We start from the raw sequence: 25,510 nt of genomic DNA on the forward strand, positions 1-25,510 counted from the left end.
GCGCGGCCGACGATCACACGCCTACCCGGGCTACCTGTCCAGCGGGAGTGTCGAGAGGAACCCCGTGGCCGGCTGGAAGTCCGCGCCCGACGCGTACAGCGTGCCGCCGTCCGGGGCCTGCGCGAGGCCCCACACGTCCTCGATGAGCGGGTCGATGGTGTCGGTGATCGTCCCGCTCGCGAGGTCGAACACCAGCACGGTCGGGTTGCTCACCTCGTCGTCGACGACGTAGAGGCTGCCGCCGTCGGGGCTCGGCGTCGGGTAGCGCAGGTCGGCGAAGCCCGTCGCGAAGGTCAGGTTCGAGGTGATCGTGTCGGTGCCCGTGTCGATCACGTGGATCAGGCCGCTGTTGGTGACGATCGAGTACAGCGTGCGCCCGTCCGGGCTGAGCGCAATGCCGTCGCTGCCGTTCTCCCCGGCGGGTTGCGGGACCGTCCGCACCACGGTCGGCGGGGTCGCGGTCACGTCGAGGTGCGTCAGGCCGCCCGGGTTGCCGCTCACGTACGCGGTGCGCCCGTCCGGTTCGAAGGCGATGCCATGCACGTACGGGCTGGCGATCGGCACGGTGCCGATGGCCGCGCCGGTCGCGGCGGCGAGCACCACGACCCGGCCGTTGCCCTGCTGACGGAAGGCCGTCGGACCGTCCTGGCCGAGGTAGATCGCGGAGTCGTCCTGCGACAGCGCCACGGACCGGAGGCTGCCCTGATACCAGCCGGCCGGCCGTGGTTGATCGGGCGCCGGGTAGGTGGCGACGGCGGTGTTGGTCGCGGCGTCCAGCACGGTGACGGCCGCGCCGCCGAGGACGTAGACGCGGCGGCCGTCGTGGCTGACGACCACCTCGGACACCCACTGGTTGCGCAGCGGCAGGGACACGGTGGTCACGACGGAGCGCGTCGCGGTGTCGACCACGGCGACCTGGGCCGTCTGGCCAGCCTGGTCGGAGCCGTTGATCGCGATGTACGCGCGGCTGCCGTCGCGGCCGAGCGCCATGCCGTAGGCATTGGGGCCAACGGAAACCGGGTTCGTCGCCGCCGCGTGCGGGCGGGCCGTTGACGCGGCGGCGGGGACGGCCGCCGTGGAGCCGAGGACGGCGAGCGCGGCGGCGAGTGCCGCGCCGAGGCCGCGAAACAGTGCTGATCGGTGCATCGGAACCCTTCCCTCGGTGTCAGACACGGGCGACCTGGAGCGCGGCGGGCGGCAGCGGTTTGCCCTCCTCGGTGTAGGTGGGGCCGGCGAGGTAGAGGGTGTGGTCGCCGGGGCCGACCACGAGGGCGAGGTGGCTTTCCAGGTCGAAGCCGATCAGCGTGTCGCCGACGGTCGCGGTCGCGGTGTCGATCACCACGACGGTCGGGTTCTCGTATGCGTCGGGCGCCGCGTTGGCGACGTAGAGCCGCCGGTCGTCATGGCTGAGCGCGAGGACGCCCTGGTAGCCCCGGCCCGGCACCGCGATGCTGGCCACGACCGCGTCCTTCGCGGTGTCGATCACGCGAACCGAACTCTGGTAGTCGCCGATGGCGTACAGCCTGGTTCCCGTCGAGTTCATCACCAGTTGGTGCACGCTTTCACTCGCCGCCATCGCGACGTCACCGACAAATCTCGGCGGGCTGACGCTCGCGTCGAAATGGTGAATGACCGTGCCGTTCAGCGCGCCGGCCTCCGCCGCGAGATAGAGGTCGCGGCCGTTCGGCGCGATGGTGAGCCAGTCGGGGATCCAGGTGCGCGCGCCGAACCGGTCGACGATCGTGTTCGTCGCGGTGTCGATCACGTACACGGAACCAGGATCCGGCGAGCCGGGTGTGGTGACGTAGCCGATCTGGGAGACGTAGAGACGTCGGCCGTCGGGGCTCAGCGCCTCGTGCTCGATCGCGCCCGCGTTGCTGGTGCTCACCATCGTCGTTGGCGGGAGGATCACGGCGACCACGGCCGCCCGCGCGGTGTCGATGACGTTGACCTGTCCGGATGCGTTGGGCCCGCCCGGTTGGAGGGCGTAGAGCCTGCTGCCGTCCGGACTCAGCACGAGGTCCACAATGGACTGGTACTGCGCGCCGACCCGCAGCACCGCCGTGGTGCGGTTGGTCCCGGTGTCCACGACGCGCACGTTCTGCCTGGTGCCGTCGACCGTGTCGCGCTCGGCGACGTAGAGGGTGCGGCCGTTCGGGCTCAGCACGGGTCCGCCCATTTGCAGGCCGGACTCGTCGCCCAACGTCACGGTCGCGAGAAGGTCCACCTCGCGGGTCGCCGCCGTCGCGTTCGGCGCGGCCAATGCCAACACCGCCGCCACGATTGTTGCGGACACAATTGCCGATAAGGGTCTCATCGCTGCCTTTCCCGCTCTGCCGGCGAATCCGCCGTGGATTTGCCAGCAGCCAACAAAACTCGGAAAGTCGGCGGGGCGACACCGCCTTCGGGGGCACAGTGGCTCTTGCTTCTGGCCGAGGTGCGCCGCGTCACAGGACGGACTGCGCGCGGGAGCGCGGCGGACACCCTAGGGTTACCGGCCAGTAGACCACCGCACGGATGGAGGCTCGATGCGCTCGCCGAAGGACTTCTTCCGACCGCTCGCCGTAGGCGCCCCTGACCCGGTCCGGGAGATCCCCTTCCGGCCATCGCGGATGATCCACTTCTTCGACCCGAGCAACGCGAAGATGGCCGCCAAGGTCCCGGACATCGCCGGCAAGGTCGACGTCCTGCTCGGCAACCTCGAGGACGCCGTCCAGGCCGACCGCAAGGAGGCCGCGCGCGCCGGGCTGGTGGACATCGCGAAGGCGACGGACTTCGGCGACACGCAACTGTGGGTGCGCGTCAACAGCCTCGACTCGCCGTGGGGCCTCGACGACCTCATGACCCTGGTGCGCGAGATCGGCGACAAGCTCGACGTGATCATGGTGCCCAAGGTCGAGGGCGCAGAGGACATCCACTACGTGGACCGGCTGCTCGCCCAGCTTGAGGCCAAGGCGGGGCTCCGGCGACCGCTGCTGGTGCACGCGATCCTGGAGACCGCGCGCGGCGTGGCCAACGTCGAGGAGATCGCCGGCGCGAGCCCGAGGATGCAGGGCCTCTCGCTCGGCCCCGCCGACCTGGCCGCCAGCAGGCGGATGAAGACCACCAGGGTCGGCGGCGGCCACCCCGGCTACCTGGTCCGCACCGACCCCGTCGGCGAGGACCTCAACGCCGGCCGGCAGACCTCGCAGCAGGACCTGTGGCACTACACCGTCGCCAGGATGGTGGACGCCTGCGCGGCCAACGGGATCCTGCCCTACTACGGGCCGTTCGGGGACATCCGGGACACCGTCGCGTGCGAGGACCAGTTCCGCAACGCGTTCCTGCTCGGCTGCGTCGGCGCGTGGAGCCTGCACCCCGTGCAGATCGAGATCGCCAGGCGGGTCTTCTCCCCCGAGCCAGCCGACGTGCGCTGGGCGCGCAAGGTCATCGCCGCGATGGGCGACGGCACCGGCGCCGTGATGATCGACGGCAAGATGCAGGACGACGCCACCGTGAAGCAGTGCAGGGTGGTGGCCGAACTGGCCGACGCGCTCGCCGCGCGCGACCCCGAGCTGGCCGCGGCCTACGCCGCCACGGACGAGGACTGACCGATGACGATCGACACGACCCCGCGCCCGCGCCGCTCCGTGCTGTACATGCCCGGTGCGAACGAGCGGGCGCTGGAGAAGGCGAAGACGCTGCCAGCCGACGCGCTGATCCTCGACCTCGAGGACGCCGTCGCGCCCGACGCGAAGGCCGCCGCCCGCGACCGGGTGTGCGCGGCGGCGACCTCCGGCGAGTACGGCTCGCGCGAGGTGACCATCCGCGTCAACGGCATCGGCACGCCGTGGCACGCGGACGACCTGCGCGCCGCCGCCGAGGCTGGCCCGGCCGCGGTCGTGGTGCCAAAGGTCAACTCCGCCATGGAGGTGCACGCGATCGAGCGCGGCCTCGAGGCGGCCGGCGTGCCGGACCACACCGCGATCTGGGCCATGCTGGAGACGCCGGTCGCCATGCTGCACGCCGAGGAGATCGCCAGGGCAAGCGCGCGGCTGACGGTGCTGGTCATGGGCACCAACGACCTCGCCAAGGAACTGCACGCCGAGCACGTGCCAGGACGGGCTCCGCTGCTCACCGGGCTGTCGCTGTGCCTGCTGGCGGCGCGCGCGACCGGGCGGGTCATCCTGGACGGCGTCTACAACGACGTGCAGGACCTCGCCGGCTTCGAGGCGGAGTGCGCGCAGGGGCGGCAGTTCGGGTTCGACGGCAAGACGCTGATCCATCCCGGCCAACTGGAGCCGTGCAACCGGGTGTTCGCGCCGTCGGCCGAGGAGATCGAGCGGTCGCAGCGGATCATCGAGGCGTTCGACGAGGCGCAGCGCGCCGGGCTCGGCGTCGCGACGGTCGACGGCCGGCTGATCGAGAGCCTGCACGTGGACAACGCGCGACGGGTGCTGGCTCTCGCCGAGGCGATCGGCGCACTCACCGCGTGATTCCCGCGCCGGTGTGGCGTTCGGGTGCGCCCGAACGCCACACCGACCGTGGTTCGTCAGAGTTGGTTCAGCTTCACCGCGCGCAGGAAGCTGGTCAGCGCGCCAGCGTCGAAACGCAGCACGGGACCATCGGGGTTCTTGCTGTCCCGCAACGCCATCGCGCCTGACAGCTGCGCCACCTCGACGCACTCGTTGTTCGGCTGACTGCGGCTGCTCTTCCGCCACTCGATCTTCGGATCAGTCACTGCCGGATTCCCTTCCACTCAGCGTGGATCGAGGTCGGCGGCAACCTCCCTGATCAGGTTGGCGGATTCCTTGGCGCTCAGTGCCGCCTTCCGCAGATCATCGAAAGTCCTGGTGTACTGGTCGACTTCCGCCGGGTCCTCCACCCACGACCCGCCGCCGAGGTGCTCGCGGTACACGGCCGTCGGGTCTTCTGGATCAGCGAACACCAACATGATGAACGGTCCGCCGAGGGTCGCATAGGCCCCCGCCCCGAACGGCAGCACCTGGATGGTGATGTTGCGCCGCCTGCTCAGATCGTGCAGATGCTGAAGCTGTTCGACCATGATCTCCGGTCCACCGACCAAGCGGTGCAGCACAGCCTCGTCGATGATCGCGTGGACCTTGGGCGGGTCGTCGTCGTCCAGCCGACGCTGTCGCTTCTTGCGCGCCTCGATTGCCCGGTCGATGTTGATCTGAGACGGGAAGTGCGGCGCAGCCTTGTGCAAAGCCAGTGCGTAGTTCTCGGTTTGGAAAAATCCCGGCACAAGTGAGATATCAACCCGCTGGATCAGCGCTGCATCTGATTCCAGTTCCGCGTAGGCACGGAATCGCTCCGTCAGCGCGTCCGCGAATCTCGACCAACTGCTCTTGTGGCGGGATTCCTTCCACACGGTGAGTGCGCGCGTGCGTTGTTCATCCGTCGCCAGGTAATAGCCGAGCAGCGCCTCCAGCTCGGCGAGCTTGACGCCGACGTCGCCGGTCTCCATGCGGCTGATCTTCGCCTGTGAGCACTGCAATCGTTCTGCCGCATCATATCCGGTCTTGTCCGCCGACTCGCGCAGCGTGCGCATCATCGTGCCCACTCGCCGCAGCCTGGTGCGAGTGCTTCGTTGCGGTGGCATTCGCCGTCCTCCTGATATCGGAACGAGCGAACCCTACGCGAGCCGGTCCACAAGCGACTATCACTCAATAGGTGAATCGACGCACGGTCATTTGCGGTTTTAGTCTACGGTCGCTTCGTCAACACAAGGAAAGGCAGTCGATGCGGCTCGAACACACCTACCAACAACGACAGTTCGGCCGCGCACTCCGAAAGCTCCGCGAACAGGCCCGCATCGACACCACCGAGGCCGCCGTCCGCATCAAGATCGACGTCGACAAGCTCAACCGCATCGAACGCGGCCAACCGCCGACGCACCACGAGCTCACCACCATCCTCGACGCCTACGGCCTGCTCTACGAGGACTGGCGGCCCTACATCCGCCAGCTCGACCACAACCGGCAGCGCGGCTGGTGGCGCGCCTACGGGCTCCCGCACAACCACTTCGCCGGCGTCGAGCACGACGCGATCCTGGTGTGCGAGTACCAACTCGGCCTCGTGCCGGAGCCACTCCAGACGGAGCCCTACGTCCGCGCGGTGCTGGCCGTCTCACGGCGACCGCACCACACGCTCGAACCGGCCATCCGGCTGCGTCGACAGCAGCGACTCACCGACTACAACCCGCGCCGCTACCACGTGGTCATCGACGAGGCCGCGCTCACGATCCCGTTGCCGGACAAGAGGATCATGCGCGAGCAGCTGCGACACATCCTCGCCATGGCGGCCCTGCCGCACATCACCGTCCAGGTCATGACCCGCGCCGCCGGGCCGCATCCCGGCCGCAGCGGCAGCTTCCAGATCCTGACCTTCCCCGAACCGGAAACCGATCCCCTGCTGCACGTTCGGCACGTCGGCGGGGAGAACTACGTCAACGCCAAGGATCTCACCGCGGCCGCGCAACATCTGTTCCGAGACCTCACCGCGCTCGCCCTCGGCCCGGACGAGTCACGGCAGTGGATCGAACGGCTGATCGCCCGGACCTGAGGCGGCGCAACGCGGCAGAGCTTCGTCAGCCCTGCCGACCGAGCAGTCCGCCGACGTTGGTCTCCGGGTAGTTGTGGTAGACGATGTACGGCGGGTCCGCCGTGTGGTTCGCGGTCACCTGGTAGCGGACGCCGTCGACGCTGTTCTGGGGCGTCCGGTGGAACTGGCCGTTGCTGTTGAGATAGCCGTCCAACTGCTGCGTCCCAATCTGCGACCTGCTGTACGCCTGGTTCGCCGCCTGAAGTCGTTGCTCGGCCTGGTTGGCCGCGTTCCGCAACTGCCTCATTTCCGCCGGTGACGCGTTCCGGTTCTCGGCATCCCCGTACGCGCGCCGCGCGTCGGTGCGGGCCTGCGCCGCCGCCCTCGCCTCACGATCCAGTCGCCGCCTGTTCTCCAACGCCTGCTGGTAGCCCTGCTGCGCGATCGACGCGGCGTTCGGCGCGAAGGTGTTCTGGTGGTACTGCTGGTTGACGTTGGGGGTGAACTGGTTGTTCTGCACCCGGTGCTGCGGGGTCCCCGGCGGGAACGTGATCGGCGCGAGGCCCTGGTGCTTCTGCTGGTGCGGGTCCAGGTACACGTGGTAGTTGCCGTGCTGGCCCAGCGGGAGGCTGTCGGTCGGGTGGCCGGGCGGAATCTCGCCGCCGGCGCCCCCGTAGTGCTGTTGCGAGCCGCCGCCGTACTGCTGGCCGCCGTTCCCAGGGAAAAGGTGGTGCGTGGCACTGGTGGCGGTGTTGACGTGCGGAGTGGTCTGGTTGACGAAGTTGGGCACGGTCTGCGCCGCGCCGCTCACGCTGTGCGTGGGCCGTGCACCCGGACGGGGACGGGGAGGCATGGCGGCGCGGGCACCCTTCGTCGACTCGACAGGATCCGTCGTCCACCGGTCGGCCCGACGGACGCCGTGGACGAGAACGCTACCGAGTCGCGACTGGCATCACGCCAGTTCGGTGTCAGCCGAGCAGCTGCCACCAGCCGTCGACCGGCGGCGGCTCGTCCACGTCGATCCGCTCGCCCGGCCGGGGCACGGCGAGGGGCACGTCCAGCGCCTTCGCCTCCCGCCACAGGCGGTCGGCCGGCTCGGTCCACGCGTGCAGGGCCAGGTTGAACGTCGCCCAGTGCACCGGGATCAGCAGTCCGGCCCGCAGGTCAAGGTGCGTGGCGACGCCCTGCTCCGGGGTCATGTGGATGTCCGGCCAGTTCTGGTCGTACGCGCCGATCTGCACCAGCGCCGCGTCGAACGGCCCGTGCCGCTCGCCGATCTCGGCATAGCCGTCGAAATAGCCGGAGTCGCCCGTGTAGAACACCCGCCTGGTTGGGCCGGCGACCACCCAGGAGCTCCACAGCGTGCCGTCGCGCTTGAAGCCGCGCCCGGAGAAGTGCTGCGCGGCGGTGGAGGTGATCCGCAGCCCGGCGATCGCCGCGCTCTCCTCCCAGTCCAGCTCGACGATCCGCGCCGAGGGCACGCCCCAGCGCTGGAGGTGCGCGCCGACGCCGAGCGGCACCACGAACGGCACGGCCGTCGAGCGGGTCAGCTCGCGGATGGTGGGCAGGTCGAGGTGGTCGTAGTGGTCGTGCGAGATGATCACGGCGTCCAGATCGGGCAGCTCGTCCAGCCGGCACGGCGCGGGATGCAGTCGCCGGGGACCGACCACAGTGGACGGTGAGCACCGGTCGCTCCACACGGGATCGAACAGCACCCTGGCCCCGTCCAGCTCGACCAGTGTGGTCGCGTGTCCGAACCAGGTGATGTGCAGCCCGGTGTCCGTGTCCTGACCGATCTCGGGGCGCACCACCGGAATCGGGCCGGATGGGTGGCGGCGCTGCCCGCCGAACAGCAGCTCCCGCAGCATGCTGCGGGACTGGCCGGGCGACGGCGTGACGTGGGTGACCGCCCGGTTGCGGAAGGCCCCGTCGCGGAACTGCGGCGACCGGCGCACCCGATCGGCGCGCGCGCCGTCCGGTGTGGTCCCCAACGCGGCTCCCATCGCGGCCGGCACGCCCCACACCGCGCGGGCGAGCGCGGCGACGGCCGCGACGCCGAGTGTTCCGGTGACAATTCGACGAATGCGCACCTTCTCAGGATGTCACGCCGATCCTGAGTACCGCCTGAGGAAGGCGGCGCGGCGGCCGGATTCCCGAACTCGGCCGGTTCGGCGGTCGATTCGGTCATGAACGCTGCCTCGTTCGGGCGTCGATCCGAACCGCAGGCCGGTGGTCGAGGGAGAGCAGGTCGAGCTGCCCGTCCAGCTCGCGGCCGACCCGCTCGCGGATCTCCTGGTGGTCCCGGCCTGCCGCAGGCTGCGGCAGCACCGTCGGCCGCCCGGCAGCAGCTCGGCGGCCAGCAACAGGAGACCGAGCGCGGCGGCGACACCGCCCGCAGGACGCGGGCCGCGCGGCTTGACTGGGAGCGCCTACCCCGTCTCGCTCCGGTGCGGCGGCCGTCGTGTCAGCCTGTCGGAAGGCGTGCATGTGGGGACGGGACCCGTCACGTCGTGAGACTCGTGGCAGTTGTGGTTCTGAGCAGGGACAGCAGCAGGGGCGCCGTTGAGCATGGCTTCTCTCCGCGTAGCAGTGAGATAATGAGGTGATCTCAACGATTTCAGGTCAGTCGTCCATGTTCGAAATGGGTCAGCACCAGTGCTGCTTTGACGATGTCGCCGGTCTTGCGTGGGCTGGCGGTGATGTGTCGCAGGGCGCGCCACCGTCCGGTGAGCACGGCGAACCCACGTTCGCCCAGGCACCGCAGGCCGCGTAGAAGCGCGTTGTAGGTGCGGTTGTCCACGTCGAGCACCTGGTCGCCGGCCCCCGCTTCCGCAGAGCAACTTCGACTGCACTTTCGAGTCTGCCAGTTCCCCGAATAGTGTGACCGAAGCGAATCATTCGATACATCAAGTGCACACCGCAGGGCGTCCCACGCAGGGGCCTGCCCAATCGGCGTAACTTGCTCCTCGCAAGTGTGACCGATGATTGCACGACATACACTTCCACGCAATGAGCCGTAAAATCAACGGTCATGCGTAATAAATATGTGCGCGCCCTGACCTGCCTGACACTGGTCATGGCGTCAATCTTCCTCTGGCAGACACAAGCAGACGCCAAAACTTCAGCTTCACTACCGCCGATGGCGTACTTTCACCTCTACTACACGTACAATTGCGACCCCGTTTGCAGATACATAGATTTCGACGGGAGAACGTATTTCAAGGACAGAGGTGCCGGCAAATCGAAAGGTTACGTGGTCGAGGGGCACGCTAAGGCAATATGCTATCAGGCTGACTATGAAATCTGGCTGAGCGGAAAACTGGACAACGGCAAATACTGGTGGCCGGAACCATGGCGCAAGAAAGCGGATTATGCATGCAGGAAGGTGCGAGACGGGAAGGATTTCGCATACGAGGGCACCTGGGATGAGCACGACGCACAAGTTCTGGTAAAGATCTGCCTCAATCCAACAATCGGTAAAAGGGAGTGCGTCCAGGCAGACCTGGTGCCGGCATCTCCTTTGCCTGAACAGGAGACCATTCCGTCCGAGACGAAACTCCCCACCGGGAAGTTTCTGATCGAAGGACTGTCCCTCGATAGCAGCATAGGACGACCTACAGGCGCGTGCGCCCGAGCCAAAGAGCAGACCGAGACGATCCCCCTCCTTGAAATACAAGGCCACCCACTAACTACCGGGGGATGCAACAAGAATGACCCGAATCAGGTGTGGTCGTATGATCCGCAGAGTCGTAAGCTGAGTGTCAACATCAACGGACAACAGCAATGTGCCGTGGGGATAGATCGAGAGATTGAGGCCCTTCTGTACGTCAGCACCTGCTCACTCCCGTCCGACAGTGGCACCAAGCGAGCGATAGCTACTTGGCGAGGCAACAACCTGTCCAACTTCTGGACCCACGAGGGATATCCCGAACAGTACACGATTGGCAACGATTCCATCACACCTTTCCTTTGGGCCATCAATCCCTCGGAAGGTTTCTATGATCGCACCTGCCCGCATCTTGGAGGCCTGGTCGCCGCATATTCCGAGATCAACGTGGAGAAAATCTGCCCCGGGGTCGTGAAGCCTTTTGTTCATATTCGCCCGGTGGCCTGAACCCGGCCGCCGACCGATGTGGACCCGAGTGCGCCTCGGGTCCACATCGCATATCGCGAAGTCAGTACTACTTCTGGACTGGGGTCCGGAAACGTCATTGAAGCTTTCCAGGTAACCCTTTGTGGCGCTGGGTGATCGACTGTTGTTGGTCAGGTGGTGCCGCCGTGTTCGTGGTGGAGCAGGACCAGGGCTGCGACGACGATGTCGCCGAGGCGTCAGGGGCAGCCGCGATACCCAGCTTGCGGACGATCGCTCTGATCGGCATGCCCTCAGCCCGGTGCAACCGGCGGATCTCCGCCCAGTCCTCCACGTTGATCACTCCCTACTGAGCCCGGATCCGCCGATTTGTTGTGCGTGAACTGCGGAAATGAGGACGCGGGTGCCGTCTGAGCTGGGAAGATGTTCTTGCTGAGGGAACATCGGAGCCAGTTCGAGGAGACACCCGCGAGATGCAACTATCCCATGCCGCCGCTGCGGTTGACGTGGCGTTCGATGATCCGAACCTGATCGCCGACGCCGGACTGGCGCCGGTGATCGCGTTGGCCGAGCAGATCGGGCTGCCCGAGTTGGTCACGCAGCACGTGGCGATCAGCGGCGTGGCCAACAGCGCCGGGGCGAACCCGGCGGCGAAGGTGATGTCGCCGCTGGCCGGGATGATCGCCGGGGCAGACTCGACCACCGACGTCGACCGGCTACGACACGCCGGCAACAGCGTGGTGTTCGACCAGATCCGCGCCCCGTCGACCTTGGGGACCTTCCTGCGGGTGTTCACCCATGGGCATGTGCAGCAGTTGAACGCGGTGCTGCGCAAGGCGTTGGTCGCCCTGGCCGACCGGACCCTGCTGTTACCCGGTGCGGACGAGGTGGTGTTCGTGGACCTGGACTCCACCCACCGACAGGTCTACGGCTACCAGAAACACGGGGCGGCGGTCGGCCGGCTCAAGGGCCGCAAGACCCCGCACCCTCTGATCGCGACCGCCTCGACCCCGATCGCCCGGCCCGTGATGGTGGCGATCCGGCTGCGCAAGGGCAAAACCGCCGACGTGCGCGGGGCGGCCCGGTTCCTGGCCGAAGCCTTGACCACCGTCCGGGCGATCGCCCCGCACGCACGGATCATCGTGCGCGCGGACTCGAAGTTCTCCACCGCCGAGGTGGCCGCGACCGCGGCCCGTTACGGCGCGGACGTGTCGCTGACCACCGGCTCCAACCCGTCGATCACCGCCGCGATCGCGGCGGTCCCCGACACCGCCCGGACGCCGATCCACTACCCGAACGCCTTTGTGGACACCGAGACCGGTGAGCTGGTCTCCGACGCCGAGGTCGCGGAAATCCCGTACACGGCGTTCACCTCCCGCCCACGCCATCAGCACGTCCACGGCCGGTTGATCGTGCGACGGGTCAGACGCCGCAACCCGAAGGCCGCTGCCGGGCAGCAAGGACTGTTCGATGTCTGGCGCTATCACGCCGTGTTCGTCACCAGCCGGGTCGAGATGCTGCAAGCGGAGTCCTTCCACCGCGATCACGCGATCGTCGAGCAGGTCATCGCGGACGCGGCGGCCAGCGCGCTGGCGCACCTGCCATGCGGCTCGTTCACCGCGAACGCCCCGTGGGCGGTGCTGTGGGCGATCGCGCACAACCTCACCCGTGCCGCCGGCGTGCTGGCCGGTGTGTTCCACGCCCGCGCCACCACCGCGACCATCCGCGCCCACCTGATCACCGTGCCGGCCCGGCTGGCCCGCTCCGCCCGCCGGCTCACCCTGCACCTACCGGAGTCCTGGCCCTGGCGACCGGCCTGGCAGGCCCCGCACGCCGCAGTCTGCCGACCACCGCGACAGCGCGCGGCCTGACCTGCCCACCGCCCGCCCAGAGGGTTCGACCGGAGACACCACGTGGACAAGCCGGCGCGGAGGCCGGCGGGTAGCGCACGCCCATGAATCGTCGAGCTCGACCAAAGATCAACAAGTCACTGGGAAATGATCAACCCAATTCGATCGGTGGATCCGGGCTGAGTACACCAGGCTTGAGAGTTGGGGCGTCCATCTGGTCAACAAGATGTCTGCCCGACTGAGACAGGTGCTCGACATCGGTGGACCGAACTCGGCGCTAACAGGAGCGTCGCTGTACATCCCAGCGGGACCGCACTTCGTATATAGCGATGCACCAGATCTCTTCCTGGAGCGTCGCGGACGCGGCCCGCTGTTCGTGGCCTGGGACACTAACCTGCTTCTCGACTACTTTCAATTTGGGTCGAGTTTGTGGCGGGGCGACCTGTCGACGGATTCAATTGACGAGAAATACTGCGCAGAACTGGAGGGATTGCAGCTACTGCTCACCCTCTGGGTCATGCGCGACATTCGGTTCGTGATCCTTCCGCAGACGATCAGCGATGCGAAGAAGAAGTTGTCCGCTGAGCGGAAGGGAAACCGGATCACCGCTTTTGAAGAGTTCGTGTCCGCACTTCGTTTGGTCGGCAGCGGTGTACCGGAGGATGATGCCCCTACGAACGACGGATTGTTGAGCCTGCCGGAGAAGGAACTTCAACGGGTGCTCATGGGCGTACCTGCTGGGTATGACCGGCTACTGGTCGAGGCTGCCGTGAGATGCGGAGTTTACGTGTTCTTGAACAGAGACGCGAAGGTCTTGCGGAATCGCGATGCGTTCCGACCGTTTGGCCTGCTGATCGGCAGTCCATTAGATCTGCTCGAGGAGCTGCTGGGATCCGGTGCGTTCCATTGCATGCTTGCGCCACAGTACGCGCAATGGCCGATGATGGACCAGATGCGGGTCGGGCATCTGATCCGAGCACTGCCAGAGTTTCGGCCGTGGTGACCGGGTCCATGTTCACGACGATGGTGCTGGTCGCGGCTCGTCGCCTGAACGCTGGGGCATCGGTGAATACCAATCAACACAGCTGGTGCAGCCTGGAGCGCAGCGACCGCATGGCCAACTGACACATCGTTCACGGGCCTGAAAGATCCGCTTGTGATCGTCGTCAGGCTGTGGCGTTCGAACCTCCACCCTCATCGCGAATCACGCTGACGAGGTGTGGCGTCCGGCGCTCGGTGTGGCGCCCGGTCAGTAGAAGCTCGTCGAACCGCCATGCGCGCGACGAGTTCGCCGTACACGACGGCGATGATCACGGCGAGAATCGCCACCAAGACCACGTCGAGTCCGCAGATGCACAATGCTCCGGCCGTCATCCGTGCTGCTCCTTGCGTCGGCGAGCGCGCGAAGCTGCTCCGACAACATCGAGGAGAATTTCTCGACGCCCTGCGGGAGGAAGCCGATCAGCACCGGGCACGGACTGCCGGGCAGCGTGACGTAGATCAGGTCACCGTCGCCGAGGTGCGCCTCGATCGTTGGCAGGGATAAGGCCAGTGTCCGAGGTCCGACACACAGTCGGTTTCGCGCGGTCGTCCGTCCTCTGGGGAGGGTCCGTCCTGCGCCGGACTTCCCACTGTGCCACCGACTGTGACGCCGGCCTGATCCGGATGGCGGCCGAGATCGGCCGACCGTGTCGGACTGTGCTGAAATCACCGGATGATCGAGGTGGCCGTCGTCGGCGGCGGTCCGGCGGGTTGGGCGCTGGCCGGCGCGTGCGCGCGGCGCGGGCTGCGCACCGCCCTGATCGACCCGCGTCCCCGGCGTCCGTGGCGGGCCACCTACGCCGCCTGGTCCGACGAGCTGCCGGCGGGCACCCCGGCCAGTTCGCTGGCCGCCAGGATCGTCGCCAGCACCGAACACTCGCTGGACCGTCGCTACGCCGTGCTGGACAACGCGGCGCTGCTGGCGCAGCTGGACCACCCCGCGCTGCTGGTGCTCGCGGACCGGGTCGTCGGCGTCGAGCACGACCGGCGCGGCTCGACCGCGCGGCTGGCCGGCGGTCCGGACCTGTCCGCCTCGGTCGTCGTGCACTGCGGCGGCGCGCGGCGGGCCGAGGGCGGTGCTGAGCAGACCGCGTTCGGCGTGGTGCTGCCGGCGGCGGCCGCCGCGCCGCTGGTCTCCCCCGGCGAGGCGCTGGTGATGGACTGGCGGCCGAGCCCGGGACCGCTGGGGCGGTGGCCCACATTCCTGTACGGCGTGCCGCTGGCCGGCGACCGCGTGCTGCTGGAGGAGACCTCGCTGGCCCGGCGCCCCGGCCTGCCGCTCGGCGAGCTGCGGCGGCGGCTGACGGCCCGGCTCGCCGCGCACGGCGTCGACGCGCACGGGTTCAACGCGACCGCGCTGGCGCACGAACGGGTCCGCTTCACCGTGGACCCGCCGCTGCCCCGGCCGGGTCGAGTGCCGCGCTTCGGCGCGGCGGCGGCCATGGTGCACCCGGCGACGGGCTACGGCGTCGCCGCCGCGCTGCGCACCGCGCCGGCCGTCGCCGACGCGATCGCCGCCGCGCTGCCGCGCGGGCCGGTCGCCGCGGCGCGGGCCGCGCACCGCGCGGTGTGGCCGCCGGCCGCCCGCACCGTGCACCGCCTGCGGCGCCGGGGGCTCGCCGCGCTGCTCGCCCTGCCGCCCGAGGACGTCGCCGAGTTCTTCGAGCTGTTCTTCACGCTGCCGGAGCGGCGGCAGCGGGCCTACCTCTCCGACCGGCTCGACGTCGCCGGCACGGTCGGCGCGATGGTGGCGGTGTTCCGCTCGGCCGGGTGGTCAGTGCGGGCCGAACTGGCCCGCCACACGCTCACCGCGCGCTGACCGGAGCCTGGCAGCAACCGGGTGAACCGGACCCACCGCGTATCGGCCCAATTACCGTTGGTAGCGCGGAAAAGGGGAATAGCCCAAGCAGAAGGGCATGGTCTATGCCGCCGAACCGGTGATTCCCCGCACCGCCCCATGAACACCTGGTTAAACCCCTCGGCACAGGGGTACCCGGGCGGGCACGATCGTGCCGTGCCTGCGTTGTTGGACGACGTCCGCTTCGCCTTCCAACCGCTGTTCAACCTCCACACCGGGGGCATTGTGGCGGTCGAGGCCTTGGCGCGACCGCACAAGGGCAGCGTTGCTGACCTGCTGCGCGCCGCGCACCGAGCTGGGCGGCTCAGCGAGACCGATGTCGCGCTCGCCGCCCACGCGACCTACTACGCGGCGGAACACGAGAACGTGTTGCCGCTGCACCTGAACCTGCTCGCGCTGACCGCTGCGGCCCCGGCCGCGACACTGGAACCGTTGCACTGCGCGCTGCGCGAGACCGGGCGTCGCGCGCGCGACGTCGTGTTGGAGATCGGCACGCCCTTCTCCAGGGTCCGCAGGAGCGAACTGCTCGATGGGTTCGACCGGTTGCGCGGCAACGGGTTCCGCATCGGGCTGGACGGGGTCGGCGACGGCGACCCGCCGCTGACCGTGCTGACCCAGACCTCGCCGGAGATCGTCAAGCTGGACCGCCAGGTGGTGGCCGGCCTGCCCGACGACGCGGCCAGCGCCGCGCTGGTCGAGGCGCTGGTGCACCTCACTGAGCGCACCGGCGCGCAACTGGTCGCCGAGGGCGTCGAGACCGAGGCCCAGCTGTCCGCGCTGCGCAGGCTCGGGGTGCGACTCGCCCAGGGCAACCTGCTCGCCCCCGCCTCGCGGCGGCCGCTGGTCACCAGCACGATCGCGCCGATCATCACCGAGCTCGGCGAGCCGCAGGCGCCGACGCCGGCCCGCGAGGCCGCCGGCGCGCGGATCACCGATTTCCTCCATCCCGCAACGACTCTGCCCGAGCACGCCACCGCGGACGAGGTGCGCGCGGTGCTGGCCAGCCAGCCTGCCGTCACCGGTGTCGTGCTGGTCGACGAGATCGGCCGGCCGCAGTGGTCGGTGGACCGCAACAGGTTCCTGCTCGCGGTGACCGGGCCGTACGGGCACGCGCTGCACGCCAACCGGGAGGCCAGCAGGTTGGCCGACGAGCCGCACACCATCGGCACCGAGGCGACGGCCATCGAGCTGCTCGGCATGGTCGCCTCGGCGGATCGGCAGCGCACCAACGACGATCTGGTCGTGGTGGACGAGGCCGAACGGTGCCTCGGGGTCGTCCGGGTGGCCGACGTGGTGCGCGGCATCGCCGAGATGAAGGTGGAACAGGCCGCCGCGCTGAGCCCGCTGACCCGGTTGCCCGGCAGCGACTCGATCGCGCGGGAGGTCGACCGCAGGATCAGGGCGCGGGAGATCCACGCGGTATCGTGGCTGGACGTGGACAGCTTCAAGCGGGTCAACGACACCGTCGGGTTCGCCGCGGGCGACGACCTGATCCGCGCGATCGGCCGGTGCCTCGCGGACACGGCGGGCACGCTGCGGGGCGTGCAGGTCGGACACGTCGGCGGGGACGACTTCCTGGTGGTGTCCGGGCTGGACGAGATCGTGCCGATGGCGTCCGCGATCCTCGACGTGCCCAGGGACGCGGAGGGCATGCCGGTGACGCTGTCGCTGGCCACGCTGGTGTGCGCGGCCGGGTCCGTGCGCTCCTACCGGGACGTGTCGCGGCTGCTCGCGCCGCTGAAGGAACAGGCCAAGTCGTTGCAGGGGTGCAGCTGGGTGCTCGGCAGGCCCGACACCGACCGGGTCGACGTGCTGCGCGGGCAACCCGCGATGGGCCCGCCCGAGCACCCTCGTCACCGCGCGGTGAGCTGACGACTCCTGAATCGAGCCCGAACCACACCTTTGGCCCGCGCAGTTCCACCCAACGCACCATGCGCCGGACCATGATTACTCCTAGCATTCCCAGGGCTACATAGCGCACATGGCATAACGGCTGACGGGCACGAACCCGCTGTCGGCTGCGCCCTCCGCGAGCGCATCAGCACACCGTCGAGGGCGACACCGACCGCAGGAGTCCGCCCGACCAACGCTGGTGAGGAGCACACCGTGAGCGAGGCGGAGGTCGCCAACGTTGGACGCCCGTTACCGCAGCCGAGGCCGTCCTCCGACGACCAGCTCTCGATCGGCGTCGAGGAGGAGTTCCTGTTGGTGGACCCGGACACCAGGAACATCACCCCGGTCGCGCCGTCCGTGCTGGCCGCGGCGGGCGAACGGATCTTCGGGCTACAGCCCGAGATCACCACGTTCCAGGTGGAGACCGCGACACCCGTCTGCCGCACCATGAGCGAGCTGCGCGAGCACCTGGTCCTGTCGCGCCGCACGCTCGCCGGGGTGGCGGGCGAACAGGGCGCGCGGCTGGTCGCCTCCGGCACGCCGGTGCTCGGCAGGGTCCGGCCGGCGCCGTTGACCCCGAACCCGCGCTACGAGCGGATGGCCGAGGTGTACGGCACGCTCGCCGGCGGCATGATCATCTGCGGCTGCCACGTGCACATCGGCGTGCCGGACGACGACACCGGGGTGCGGATCAGCAACCACCTGCGGGCCTGGCTGCCGACGCTGCTGGCGATCAGCGTGAACTCGCCGTTCTGGGGCGAGCACGACACCGGCTACGCGAGCTGGCGCTACCTGGTGTGGGCGCGCTGGCCCTCGGCCGGGCCGCCGCCGTGGTTCGACTCGGCCGAGGACTACCACGCCGCGCTCGGCTCACTGCTGGACAGCGGCGCGGCGATGGATCGCGGAATGCTCTACTGGGACGTCCGGCTCTCCGCCAACCACCCCACCGTCGAGCTGCGGGTCTGCGACGTCGCCGGCACGGTCGACGAGGCCGTGCTGATCGCGGCGCTCGGCAGGGCGATCGCCGGGATGGCGCTGTTCGGCACGGAGGCCGCGGCCGCGCCGCCCCCGCACGTGCTGCGCGCGGCGCTGTGGCGCTCGGCCAAGGACGGGCTGGAGGGCGCGGGCGTCGACCCGCGCACCGGCAAGCTGGTGCCGGCGGCCGCGCTGGTCAAGCACCTGATGACCTGGGCGCGCCCCGCGCTGGAGGCGAGCGGCGACTTCGAGCTGGTCTCGTCGTCGGTCGACCGGATGCTGATGGACGGGTCCGCCGCGCAGCGGCAGCGCAACGCGTTCCGGACGCGCGGACGCCTCTCGGACGTGGTTGACCTGCTGACCGCGCAGACCGCAGGCGAGTGACCCCCGCCGGCTGGCGCGGGTGACTCTCGCCGGCGGGCGCGGTTAGAGCAGGCGCGGTTAGAGCAGGCGCCATCAGAGCAGGCCCAGTCAGAGCAGGCGCGGTTAGAGCAGGCGCGGTTAGAGCAGGCGCGGTTAGAGCAGGCGCCATCAGAGCAGGCCCAGTCAGAGCAGGCCCAGCTGCGCGGCCCGCACACCGGCCTGAAACCGGCTCCGCGCGTCCAACCCGGCCATCGCCGACGCGACGTCGTTGCGGACAGTGCGAACGCTCACGCCGATCCGGTTGGCTACCGCGTCGTCGGTCAGGCCCTCGGCGAGCAGCCGCAGCACCACCTCGTACCGCTGCCGTGGCACGTCGATCCTGGCCTGCCTGGCCACCTCGCCGACCTCGACGCTGGTGGCCCACAGCCCGGACGCCAGCTTGCGCAGCGACTCGACCGCGCGCGCCCCGCGCAGCACCCTTGGCGCCTCGATGTCGTCGAGCAGCACGGCGACCGTCCCGTCCATCACCACCGCCCTGGTCGGCACCACCTGCGCCGCCCGAGGCGCGCAGCCGCGCTGACCGAGCCACCGCGCGTGCGCCAGCACCGGCGGGGCCATGGTGAACTCGGCGCACCAGATCGCCCGGAACGACGCGCCGCGCCGCAGCACCGCCTCGGCGACCTGGGTGGCGAACTCGAACGACCCAGGCACGTAGGTCGGCACCAGCATGGTGACCTCGTGCATCACCCCGGCGACCAGGCGCTCGACCACGGCGGCGACCTCGTCCAGCCCGCCGGGATGGCGGTGCTCCCCCGACCACTCGGCGGCCCGCTCGTGCCAGGTGACGAACCGCTCGACGGCGGCGGCCTTCGGCACGCAGGTGCCCGCGGTGGGGCCCCGCATCCGCTTGGCGGCCAACGCCGGCAGCGCGACGCACGGCTCGACGGCCCTGATCGCGTCCGGGTCGTCGGCCGAGCTGACCACGAAGCCCTCGGCCCGCAGGGCGCCAACCACGTCGCGGGTGCCGCCGTCGTCCCAGCCCAGCTCGCGGACCAGGTCCGAAAGGCGCCACCTCGGGCGGCGCAGCATCGTCCGGTAGACCAGATCCGGCTGGACGCCGAGACCGAGCTCCAAACCGTTCACACTGTCCGACATCGCCTGCCCCCAGAGCAGCTCGACTGTGCGTCGCAAGTTGGCTGGCTGCCAGCCGCACGAACCCGGTTACTTGAGTCATGGCAAAATAACCGATGTAACAGCGACAGAACAAGACCCGCCATCACTCGAGTCAATACCCGTTACCAACTGGCACCGGCCGCTACGCGAGGTCACGATCGGTCGGCCAGGCATGCGGACAGGAGGCGGTCAAATCGCCCGAACGGCGCTAGCCGACGCGCGGCGGCGAACGTTCACTCGACGTTTCTGGCCCGTCCGGTGACGCGCGCGGGATGACTTGACCTCAGGCGAATGGGCTCGATCGGACGTTACTGGAGAAAAGTTGTGGCCGCGACCGTCAGTGCGGCCGCAGCTCGGCCAGCTCCCGCCAGATCTGCGCGGCCAGCCGGTACGCCTCCAGGTCGTCGCACAGCGTCGCCGCGACCCGGAGCTGCTCGGCTGCCTCGTCGGTGCGCCCGAGCAGGTGCAGCGCCCTGCCCCTGGCTAACCGGAGCCTGGCCAGCTCCGACACGGTCAGCTCGCCGGGATCGTGCTCGACGAAGTCGCTCAGCCGCACCGCCCGCTCGGCGTCGCCGGTCGCCAACGCGTAGCGGGTCTCCAGGCTGGCCAGGTAGGCCGCGTCCGCCGGGGCGTCGATGATGGTCGAGGCGGCCCGCGCGCCGTTGAGGTACTGCACGACCTCCTCGGGGTTGGCGCCCGACTCCAACAGCGCGGACGCCGCCGCGCGGGAGAACTTGGCCCACTCGTGCACGGAGGTCGCGGGCGTCGCCAGCATCTCCCGCGCCTCCCGGACGTGCCGCTCGGCGAGTTCCGGACGGCCGATCCGGCTGTAGGCCACGGACGCCACCCAGTGCGCGCGCCCGGTGACCGGCGCGCTGTCCAGCGCCGTGGCCACCCGCAGCATCTGGTCGATGAGCCTGGGCACCTCGCCGGGGTCGCCGCAGTCGCAGCGGATGGAGACCAGCACGCCGAGCGTCCTGACGTGCTCGCTGGTGTCCGCCAGGTCGGTGCGGCCGATCGCCTCGGCGGCCTGCTCGGCCAGTTCGAGCGCCTCGGAGAGCCTGCCGACGTCGCGGGCCGCGGCGGCGCGGTCGATCCTGATGCGCACGATCAGCTCCGGCGTGCCGAGCTGCTCGGCCGCGATCGCCAGGTCGACCAGCAGCGCGTCCCGCGCCGCGTCGTCGGAGCGGAGCACCAGGATGTCCTGGAGCGCCAGCCCGTAGGTGAGCACCGCCAGCGGCGAGCCCTCGCCGCGCGCCGTCTGGTACGCCTCGGTGAACCGCGCCTGCGCCTCGGCCAGGTCGCCGAACTCGTAGGCGTTGCGGGCCAACAGGTCCCGGACGAGCCGGCCGTCCGCCGAGCCGGACAGGCCGCCGATCGGCGCCGCGGTGCCCTCCACGAGCGCGTTCAGGGGAACGTCGAGCGCCCTGGCGATGTGCAGCGCCACCTCGAGCGTCGGCACGCGCGAGCCGGACTCGAGCAGGGAGATGTAGCTGGGGTTGACCACGCCGACCGCGACGTCACGCTGGGACAGGCCCCGCTCGGCCCGCAGCCGCTTCAGCCGCCGGCCGAACTCCGGCTGCTGAATGTTGATCATGTTCATGAACCACAACCCCATTACACCGCGCGCGTTGGTGTCAACCCTCTAGTAACTACAGTAAACCCACCAGTCACTTCAGCTCTATGCCCAATCCGAGAAGCCTGCCCTTTCCACGACCGCGTAGCACAACGAACGGGCAACCGAAAGGACACGCCCCCAGTAGGCAAGTGCACGAACCGGCCACGGAGATACGTCGACCAGCCCGCGAGCTGTCGGACGCGCGTCGACCGAGGTGACCCGGCCGAACCCGCCGCCGCCATCCGGCGGAGCCGGCTGATCCGACGCGGCGCCCCCGCCCGACCTACCCGATCGCGCAGCCGGCCGGCCAGCCCGGCAGAAAAGATCGCGCAGTATGCCAGTCATTGCTGGCTGAGAGAATATCCGAAGAGTTCTCATGGTGCGGAGGGCGTCGCACCCTCGGCCGACCCCGCCGGGACCGCCGGGTCCCGGCGCCCCACGCCCGGCGCGGGACGGAGCGGGCCGACGCGTCCCGCGCGCCGCCGAATCGACGCTGAACCACGCCGCCCCGGCGGCGCGGGAAGCGGATGTCGAAGGATGTCGAAATCCCGGTGAAATGGAATTCCGCCGGTAGGCTTGATAGGCTGATCAACCGCCGGATGTCTGACATTACTGCGGTAACGTAGCCGGCACGAACGGCGCCCAGAAATGTAACTTACCGATGTACCATTCACCGTGTTGACGAGTGTCGAGATAGATAGTAAATCCGTAAATTACTCACCACGTGGACCGGGACCTCGGGCGACTCGACGGCCGTGATCACGCACCGGAGCCGGAATCCCCCTTCGGTGGCCATCCGCGCGGGACGGAGGCACCGGAGCGCGCACTGCAAGTAGATTTCGTCGGCGGGATTTCACCTGCGCGTGGTTGCCCGAATCTGGGAACCTGATCACACCGAACTGCCGGCACGCGGGAGCAGCTTTCCAATGAGTTCAACACCGATCTTCGACCAGCTCGTCGAGCAGTTGGCCGTCAAGCTCGAGTACCAGGTGCCGGCGACCCCGCCCCAGCCTGCCGCCGAGAAGGCGCCTGCGGCGACCGCGCCAGAACCACAGGAGGCGCCACGGCGCCGACGTCACGCCGAGTAGGACGGAACGGGGCTGGCCGGCGCGACGGGTTCCGCGTCGCCGACCGGCCGGTTCTGACACTGTGAGGCGGAGACGGGATTCGAACCCGCGTACGAGGCTTTGCAGGCCTCTGCCTATCCACTCGGCCACTCCGCCATGAGTCGCTGCCGACTGCGGACGTGGCCTGGGGCGGTGTCAGAACGACACGATGCGAGCCGCCGGCCGGGCGCACGTCCACGCCGTCGTACATCGCGGAACGATGTACACAAGGGTGGCGGGCCGCCGATGGTGGGTCACGAAACAGACGGTGCCAGCAGCGGCCGCCGAGGTCAAGAGCGTTGGCGGCTTCCCAGCCACTGGGAGCGCGCCGGTCGGGGGAAGCGGACGGGCAGGACATAGCATCGGGGTGCCCTCACCCCGGCCGTTAGGCGATCATGCCCGAGCAGTACCACGTCGTCGCCTGTCAGGGGACGCACGAGATCGAGATCAAGAAGTCCCGGTTCCTGTGCAGCCTCGGCCGGGCCGAGGACGAGCGCGCGGCCGAGGAGTTCATCGCGGCGGTCCGCAAGGCGCACTGGAACGCCACGCACAACTGCACGGCCTACCGGATCGGGCCCGGCGGCCAGGCGCAGAAGACCAACGACGACGGCGAGCCGGGCGGCACCGCGGGCGTGCCGATGCTGGAGGTGCTGCGCAGGCGCGAGGTGACCGACACGGTCGCCGTGGTGACCCGCCACTTCGGCGGCGTCATGCTCGGCGCTGGCGGGCTGATCCGCGCGTACAGCCGGGCCGTCGCCGAGGCGATCGACGCGGTCGGTCTCGTGCGCAGGGTGCCGTTCCGGGCGATGACGGTGACCGTCGGGCACGCCGAGGCCGGCAGGCTGGAGCACGCCCTGCACGGCTCGCCGTACCTGCTCGGCGAGATCTCCTACGCGGAGCGGGTGACGGTGCTCGTGCACGTGCCGATCGGCGAGGTGGACGCGTTCGCGCACTGGATCGCCGAGCAGAGCAACGGCCGGGCCGACGTCGCCGTCGGCGGCGAGGTCCTGTTGGAACTGCCCTGACTCACCCGGAGGGGTCACCGACTCCCGGGTAGGGATCACTCCACGATGGACAGAGTGCGTTCCCGTTTCACCCGCCTGCCGGCCCCGGCTTCGCCGCGCACCGCAAGCCCGCCGAGCGCTCTTGCCTTGCGCACCAACCGATCCCGCTCGACGGTCCACGCCTCGATCTGCGCGGACGCGAGGCCGATCAGCTCGAGCACCTCGGCGCGTTCCCGCTCGTTCACGGTGGTCAGGTCAGACACGTCGCGATGCTAACCCGACGGGGCGCGGTCGGCCCGGGATCGACCGCGCCCCCATCGTGTCGTGTCGCGACTCGTGATCAGGCCGCCACGGGTGCGGGTACCGGCGCACCGAACCAGGTGGCGAGCGCGGCGCGCAGCGCGTCGAGATCGGGGGCCTCGCCCGTGCCGGCGACCCAGGCGACATAGCCGTCCGGGCGGACCAGGAGCGCGGCGATGCCCTGCTGGGCGACGAGAGCGTCGGGCGCCTCCGCCGGGCTGGCGGTCACCACGGTGACCCTGGCCGACCAGTCCCGCGCCGCGGCCGGCAGGCCCGCCGTGTCGGCCAGGTCGAGCAGCACCGGGCGGCCGTCGTGGCCGAGGTCGCCGAGCCGCCGGCCGTCCGCGAGGACGACGTCCGGGGCGCGGCGGCCGACCAGCTCGTGGCCGCCGCCGAGGTCGTAGCTGATCCCGAAGCCGGCGATCATCTTGACGAAGTACGCGTTGCCGTCGTCGGTCCCCATCAGGTCGGACACCACCTGGCGCAGGGCCGAGGTGTGCTCGTCCGGCCGCAGCAGCGCCACCTGGGCCCTGGTGATCTCCAGCACCCTGGCGCCGATCGGGTGCCGCTCGGCGGTGTAGGTGTCCAGCAGTCCCTCCGGCGCCCAGCCCGCCACCGTCGCGGCGAGCTTCCAGCCGAGGTTGGCCGCGTCCTGGAGCCCGAGGTTCAGCCCCTGCCCGCCGAACGGCGAGTGCACGTGCGCGGCGTCGCCGGCCAGCAGCACCCGCCCGAGCCGGTAGGTGCTGGCCTGCCTGGCGTTGTCGGTGAACCGGGTCGCCGAGTGCACGGCGGTGACCGTGACGTCGGTTCCGCTGACCCGCCGCAGGCTGTCCTGCACCTCCGCCAGCGTGATCGGGGCGTCCCGGTCGGCCGGCGGGCCGTCGAACTCCACGGTCAGGATCCGGCCGGGCACCGGTCCGTAGATCACCAACCCAGTCGGGGTGCGGTTCCAGCCGAGCTTCAGCTTCTCCGGGTCGGCGATGTCCACGATGGCCTGGTGGCCGGTGATTGTCGGCGCCGTGCCAGGAAAGTCGAAGCCGGCGGCCTTGCGGACGGCGCTGCGGCCGCCGTCGCAGCCGACCAGGTAGCCGGCCGTCAGCCGGACCTCGCCGTCCGGACCCTGCGCGGTGATCGTGACGGTCTCGTCGTCCTGGGTGAAGCCGATGAACTCGTGGCCGCGCAGCACGTCCACGCCGAGTTCGGCCGCCCGCTCGGCGAGGATGCGCTCGGTCTCCAGCTGTGGCACGAAAACCACTCCGACGGCCGGGCTTGGGCTCAGGTCGGGATCGGCCGGGTCGAGGCGGTCGAAGTCGAGCCCGAACAGGCCGCCGAAGTGGGCGAGCCTCGGCAGCCTGGCGGGCGGCGGCGTGTCGGCGGCCTGCGGCGCAGGGGCGGCCTGCGGCGCAGGAGCAGACTCGGCTAGGAACGCGCGCATCCGTTCCGCGTTCGTCTGGTGCACATCGGCCAGCGGGCCGAGCAGCCCGCGCCGGTAGAACGCCTCGGCCGACGGGACGTTGACCGAGCCGGCCTTGACGGTGACGCTCGGTTCGGCCAGCCGCTCGAGCACCAGCACGCTCACCCCGTGCAGTCGCAGCTCGCACGCCAGCAGGAGGCCGACCGGGCCCGCCCCGGACACCACAACGTCGTATCGCATCGCTGTCTCCCCCTTGGTTGGTGATCACAGTGTGCCGAGATT

The 25,510-nt window shown here is 69.6% G+C and carries 24 protein-coding genes, 1 tRNA gene and 1 pseudogene; 12 read left to right on the forward strand and 14 right to left on the reverse strand.

Going from position 1 to position 25,510, the window contains the following annotated elements:
- Positions 1–30: 30 nt before the first annotated feature.
- The gene (locus F0L68_RS15595) at positions 31–1,146 is read right to left on the reverse strand and encodes a WD40 repeat domain-containing protein (RefSeq protein WP_149850294.1); all 1,116 of its coding nucleotides are present in this window, start codon (positions 1,144–1,146) and stop codon (positions 31–33) included.
- A gap of 19 nt (positions 1,147–1,165) precedes the next feature.
- The gene (locus F0L68_RS15600) at positions 1,166–2,272 is read right to left on the reverse strand and encodes a beta-propeller fold lactonase family protein (RefSeq protein ID WP_149850295.1); all 1,107 of its coding nucleotides are present in this window, start codon (positions 2,270–2,272) and stop codon (positions 1,166–1,168) included.
- A 256-nt stretch (positions 2,273–2,528) separates the two neighbouring features.
- On the opposite strand from F0L68_RS15600, the gene F0L68_RS15605 reads away from it, so the two are divergent.
- Positions 2,529–3,590 (forward strand): HpcH/HpaI aldolase/citrate lyase family protein, encoded by a 1,062-nt coding sequence (locus tag F0L68_RS15605; protein ID WP_149850296.1) that lies wholly within the window; start codon positions 2,529–2,531, stop codon positions 3,588–3,590.
- Positions 3,591–3,593: 3 nt separating this feature from the next.
- Entirely contained in the window at positions 3,594–4,475 is an 882-nt protein-coding gene (locus tag F0L68_RS15610) for an HpcH/HpaI aldolase/citrate lyase family protein (RefSeq protein ID WP_149850297.1), read from the forward strand.
- A gap of 56 nt (positions 4,476–4,531) precedes the next feature.
- On the opposite strand, the gene F0L68_RS15615 is transcribed toward F0L68_RS15610, so the two are convergent.
- Positions 4,532–4,720 carry a DUF397 domain-containing protein gene (locus F0L68_RS15615; RefSeq protein ID WP_149850298.1) on the reverse strand — a complete coding sequence of 63 codons (189 nt, stop codon included), beginning with the start codon at positions 4,718–4,720 and terminating at the stop codon, positions 4,532–4,534.
- A gap of 18 nt (positions 4,721–4,738) precedes the next feature.
- Positions 4,739–5,554 carry a helix-turn-helix domain-containing protein gene (locus F0L68_RS15620; RefSeq protein WP_223198827.1) on the reverse strand — a complete coding sequence of 272 codons (816 nt, stop codon included), beginning with the start codon at positions 5,552–5,554 and terminating at the stop codon, positions 4,739–4,741.
- Positions 5,555–5,742: 188 nt separating this feature from the next.
- On the opposite strand from F0L68_RS15620, the gene F0L68_RS15625 reads away from it, so the two are divergent.
- Positions 5,743–6,564, forward strand: a complete 822-nt coding sequence (locus tag F0L68_RS15625) for a helix-turn-helix domain-containing protein (RefSeq protein WP_149850300.1) — start codon at positions 5,743–5,745, stop codon at positions 6,562–6,564.
- A gap of 25 nt (positions 6,565–6,589) precedes the next feature.
- Here the strand turns inward: F0L68_RS15625 and F0L68_RS15630 are convergent, their stop codons facing one another.
- The 4 genes from F0L68_RS15630 to F0L68_RS15640 form a co-directional block, all read right to left on the reverse strand.
- On the reverse strand, positions 6,590–7,354 hold the full coding sequence (locus F0L68_RS15630) for a hypothetical protein (protein ID WP_149850301.1): 765 nt from the start codon (positions 7,352–7,354) through the stop codon (positions 6,590–6,592).
- Positions 7,355–7,511: 157 nt separating this feature from the next.
- A complete protein-coding gene (locus F0L68_RS15635) occupies positions 7,512–8,546 on the reverse strand; it encodes an MBL fold metallo-hydrolase (RefSeq protein ID WP_149850353.1) in 1,035 nt (344 codons plus the stop codon).
- Positions 8,547–8,727: 181 nt separating this feature from the next.
- On the reverse strand, positions 8,728–8,871 hold the full coding sequence (locus F0L68_RS42370; protein WP_188316597.1) for a hypothetical protein: 144 nt from the start codon (positions 8,869–8,871) through the stop codon (positions 8,728–8,730).
- Between the two features lie 289 nt (positions 8,872–9,160).
- A complete protein-coding gene (locus F0L68_RS15640; RefSeq protein ID WP_149850302.1) occupies positions 9,161–9,352 on the reverse strand; it encodes a transposase family protein in 192 nt (63 codons plus the stop codon).
- Positions 9,353–9,574: 222 nt separating this feature from the next.
- On the opposite strand from F0L68_RS15640, the gene F0L68_RS15645 reads away from it, so the two are divergent.
- Positions 9,575–10,657 carry a hypothetical protein gene (locus F0L68_RS15645; RefSeq protein ID WP_149850303.1) on the forward strand — a complete coding sequence of 361 codons (1,083 nt, stop codon included), beginning with the start codon at positions 9,575–9,577 and terminating at the stop codon, positions 10,655–10,657.
- A gap of 190 nt (positions 10,658–10,847) precedes the next feature.
- Here the strand turns inward: F0L68_RS15645 and F0L68_RS45515 are convergent.
- Positions 10,848–10,976, reverse strand: a pseudogene (locus F0L68_RS45515) (IS21 family transposase); the annotation flags it as partial.
- Positions 10,977–11,106: 130 nt separating this feature from the next.
- Here F0L68_RS45515 and F0L68_RS15655 point away from each other — a divergent pair.
- From F0L68_RS15655 to F0L68_RS15680, 6 genes are all read left to right on the forward strand, one after another.
- The gene (locus tag F0L68_RS15655; protein ID WP_149850305.1) at positions 11,107–12,504 is read left to right on the forward strand and encodes an IS1380 family transposase; all 1,398 of its coding nucleotides are present in this window, start codon (positions 11,107–11,109) and stop codon (positions 12,502–12,504) included.
- Positions 12,505–12,730: 226 nt separating this feature from the next.
- Complete coding sequence (locus tag F0L68_RS15660; RefSeq protein ID WP_149850306.1) at positions 12,731–13,486, forward strand: hypothetical protein; 756 nt, start codon at positions 12,731–12,733, stop codon at positions 13,484–13,486.
- Positions 13,487–13,789: 303 nt separating this feature from the next.
- Positions 13,790–14,029 carry a hypothetical protein gene (locus tag F0L68_RS15665; protein ID WP_149850307.1) on the forward strand — a complete coding sequence of 80 codons (240 nt, stop codon included), beginning with the start codon at positions 13,790–13,792 and terminating at the stop codon, positions 14,027–14,029.
- Between the two features lie 168 nt (positions 14,030–14,197).
- Positions 14,198–15,343 (forward strand): lycopene cyclase family protein, encoded by a 1,146-nt coding sequence (locus tag F0L68_RS15670; protein WP_149850308.1) that lies wholly within the window; start codon positions 14,198–14,200, stop codon positions 15,341–15,343.
- A 195-nt stretch (positions 15,344–15,538) separates the two neighbouring features.
- Entirely contained in the window at positions 15,539–17,254 is a 1,716-nt protein-coding gene (locus F0L68_RS15675; RefSeq protein ID WP_149850309.1) for a GGDEF domain-containing protein, read from the forward strand.
- Positions 17,255–17,488: 234 nt separating this feature from the next.
- Positions 17,489–18,634 (forward strand): carboxylate-amine ligase, encoded by a 1,146-nt coding sequence (locus tag F0L68_RS15680; RefSeq protein WP_149850310.1) that lies wholly within the window; start codon positions 17,489–17,491, stop codon positions 18,632–18,634.
- Between the two features lie 162 nt (positions 18,635–18,796).
- Here the strand turns inward: F0L68_RS15680 and F0L68_RS15685 are convergent, their stop codons facing one another.
- On the reverse strand, positions 18,797–19,804 hold the full coding sequence (locus tag F0L68_RS15685; RefSeq protein ID WP_149850311.1) for a helix-turn-helix transcriptional regulator: 1,008 nt from the start codon (positions 19,802–19,804) through the stop codon (positions 18,797–18,799).
- Positions 19,805–20,123: 319 nt separating this feature from the next.
- Entirely contained in the window at positions 20,124–21,389 is a 1,266-nt protein-coding gene (locus F0L68_RS15690; RefSeq protein WP_188316598.1) for a helix-turn-helix domain-containing protein, read from the reverse strand.
- Positions 21,390–22,330: 941 nt separating this feature from the next.
- On the opposite strand from F0L68_RS15690, the gene F0L68_RS42375 reads away from it, so the two are divergent.
- Complete coding sequence (locus tag F0L68_RS42375) at positions 22,331–22,492, forward strand: hypothetical protein (RefSeq protein WP_188316599.1); 162 nt, start codon at positions 22,331–22,333, stop codon at positions 22,490–22,492.
- A gap of 64 nt (positions 22,493–22,556) precedes the next feature.
- Here F0L68_RS42375 and F0L68_RS15695 read toward each other — a convergent pair.
- Positions 22,557–22,627 (reverse strand) — tRNA-Cys (locus F0L68_RS15695).
- A gap of 278 nt (positions 22,628–22,905) precedes the next feature.
- On the opposite strand from F0L68_RS15695, the gene F0L68_RS15700 reads away from it, so the two are divergent.
- Entirely contained in the window at positions 22,906–23,535 is a 630-nt protein-coding gene (locus F0L68_RS15700) for a YigZ family protein (protein ID WP_149850313.1), read from the forward strand.
- A gap of 35 nt (positions 23,536–23,570) precedes the next feature.
- Here F0L68_RS15700 and F0L68_RS15705 read toward each other — a convergent pair whose 3' ends face one another.
- On the reverse strand, positions 23,571–23,777 hold the full coding sequence (locus F0L68_RS15705; RefSeq protein WP_149850314.1) for a hypothetical protein: 207 nt from the start codon (positions 23,775–23,777) through the stop codon (positions 23,571–23,573).
- A 77-nt stretch (positions 23,778–23,854) separates the two neighbouring features.
- The gene (locus F0L68_RS15710) at positions 23,855–25,468 is read right to left on the reverse strand and encodes an FAD-dependent oxidoreductase (protein ID WP_149850315.1); all 1,614 of its coding nucleotides are present in this window, start codon (positions 25,466–25,468) and stop codon (positions 23,855–23,857) included.
- Positions 25,469–25,510 lie beyond the last annotated feature (42 nt).

The organism is Solihabitans fulvus (genome assembly GCF_008386585.1).
Lineage (GTDB): Bacteria > Actinomycetota > Actinomycetes > Mycobacteriales > Pseudonocardiaceae > Solihabitans > Solihabitans fulvus.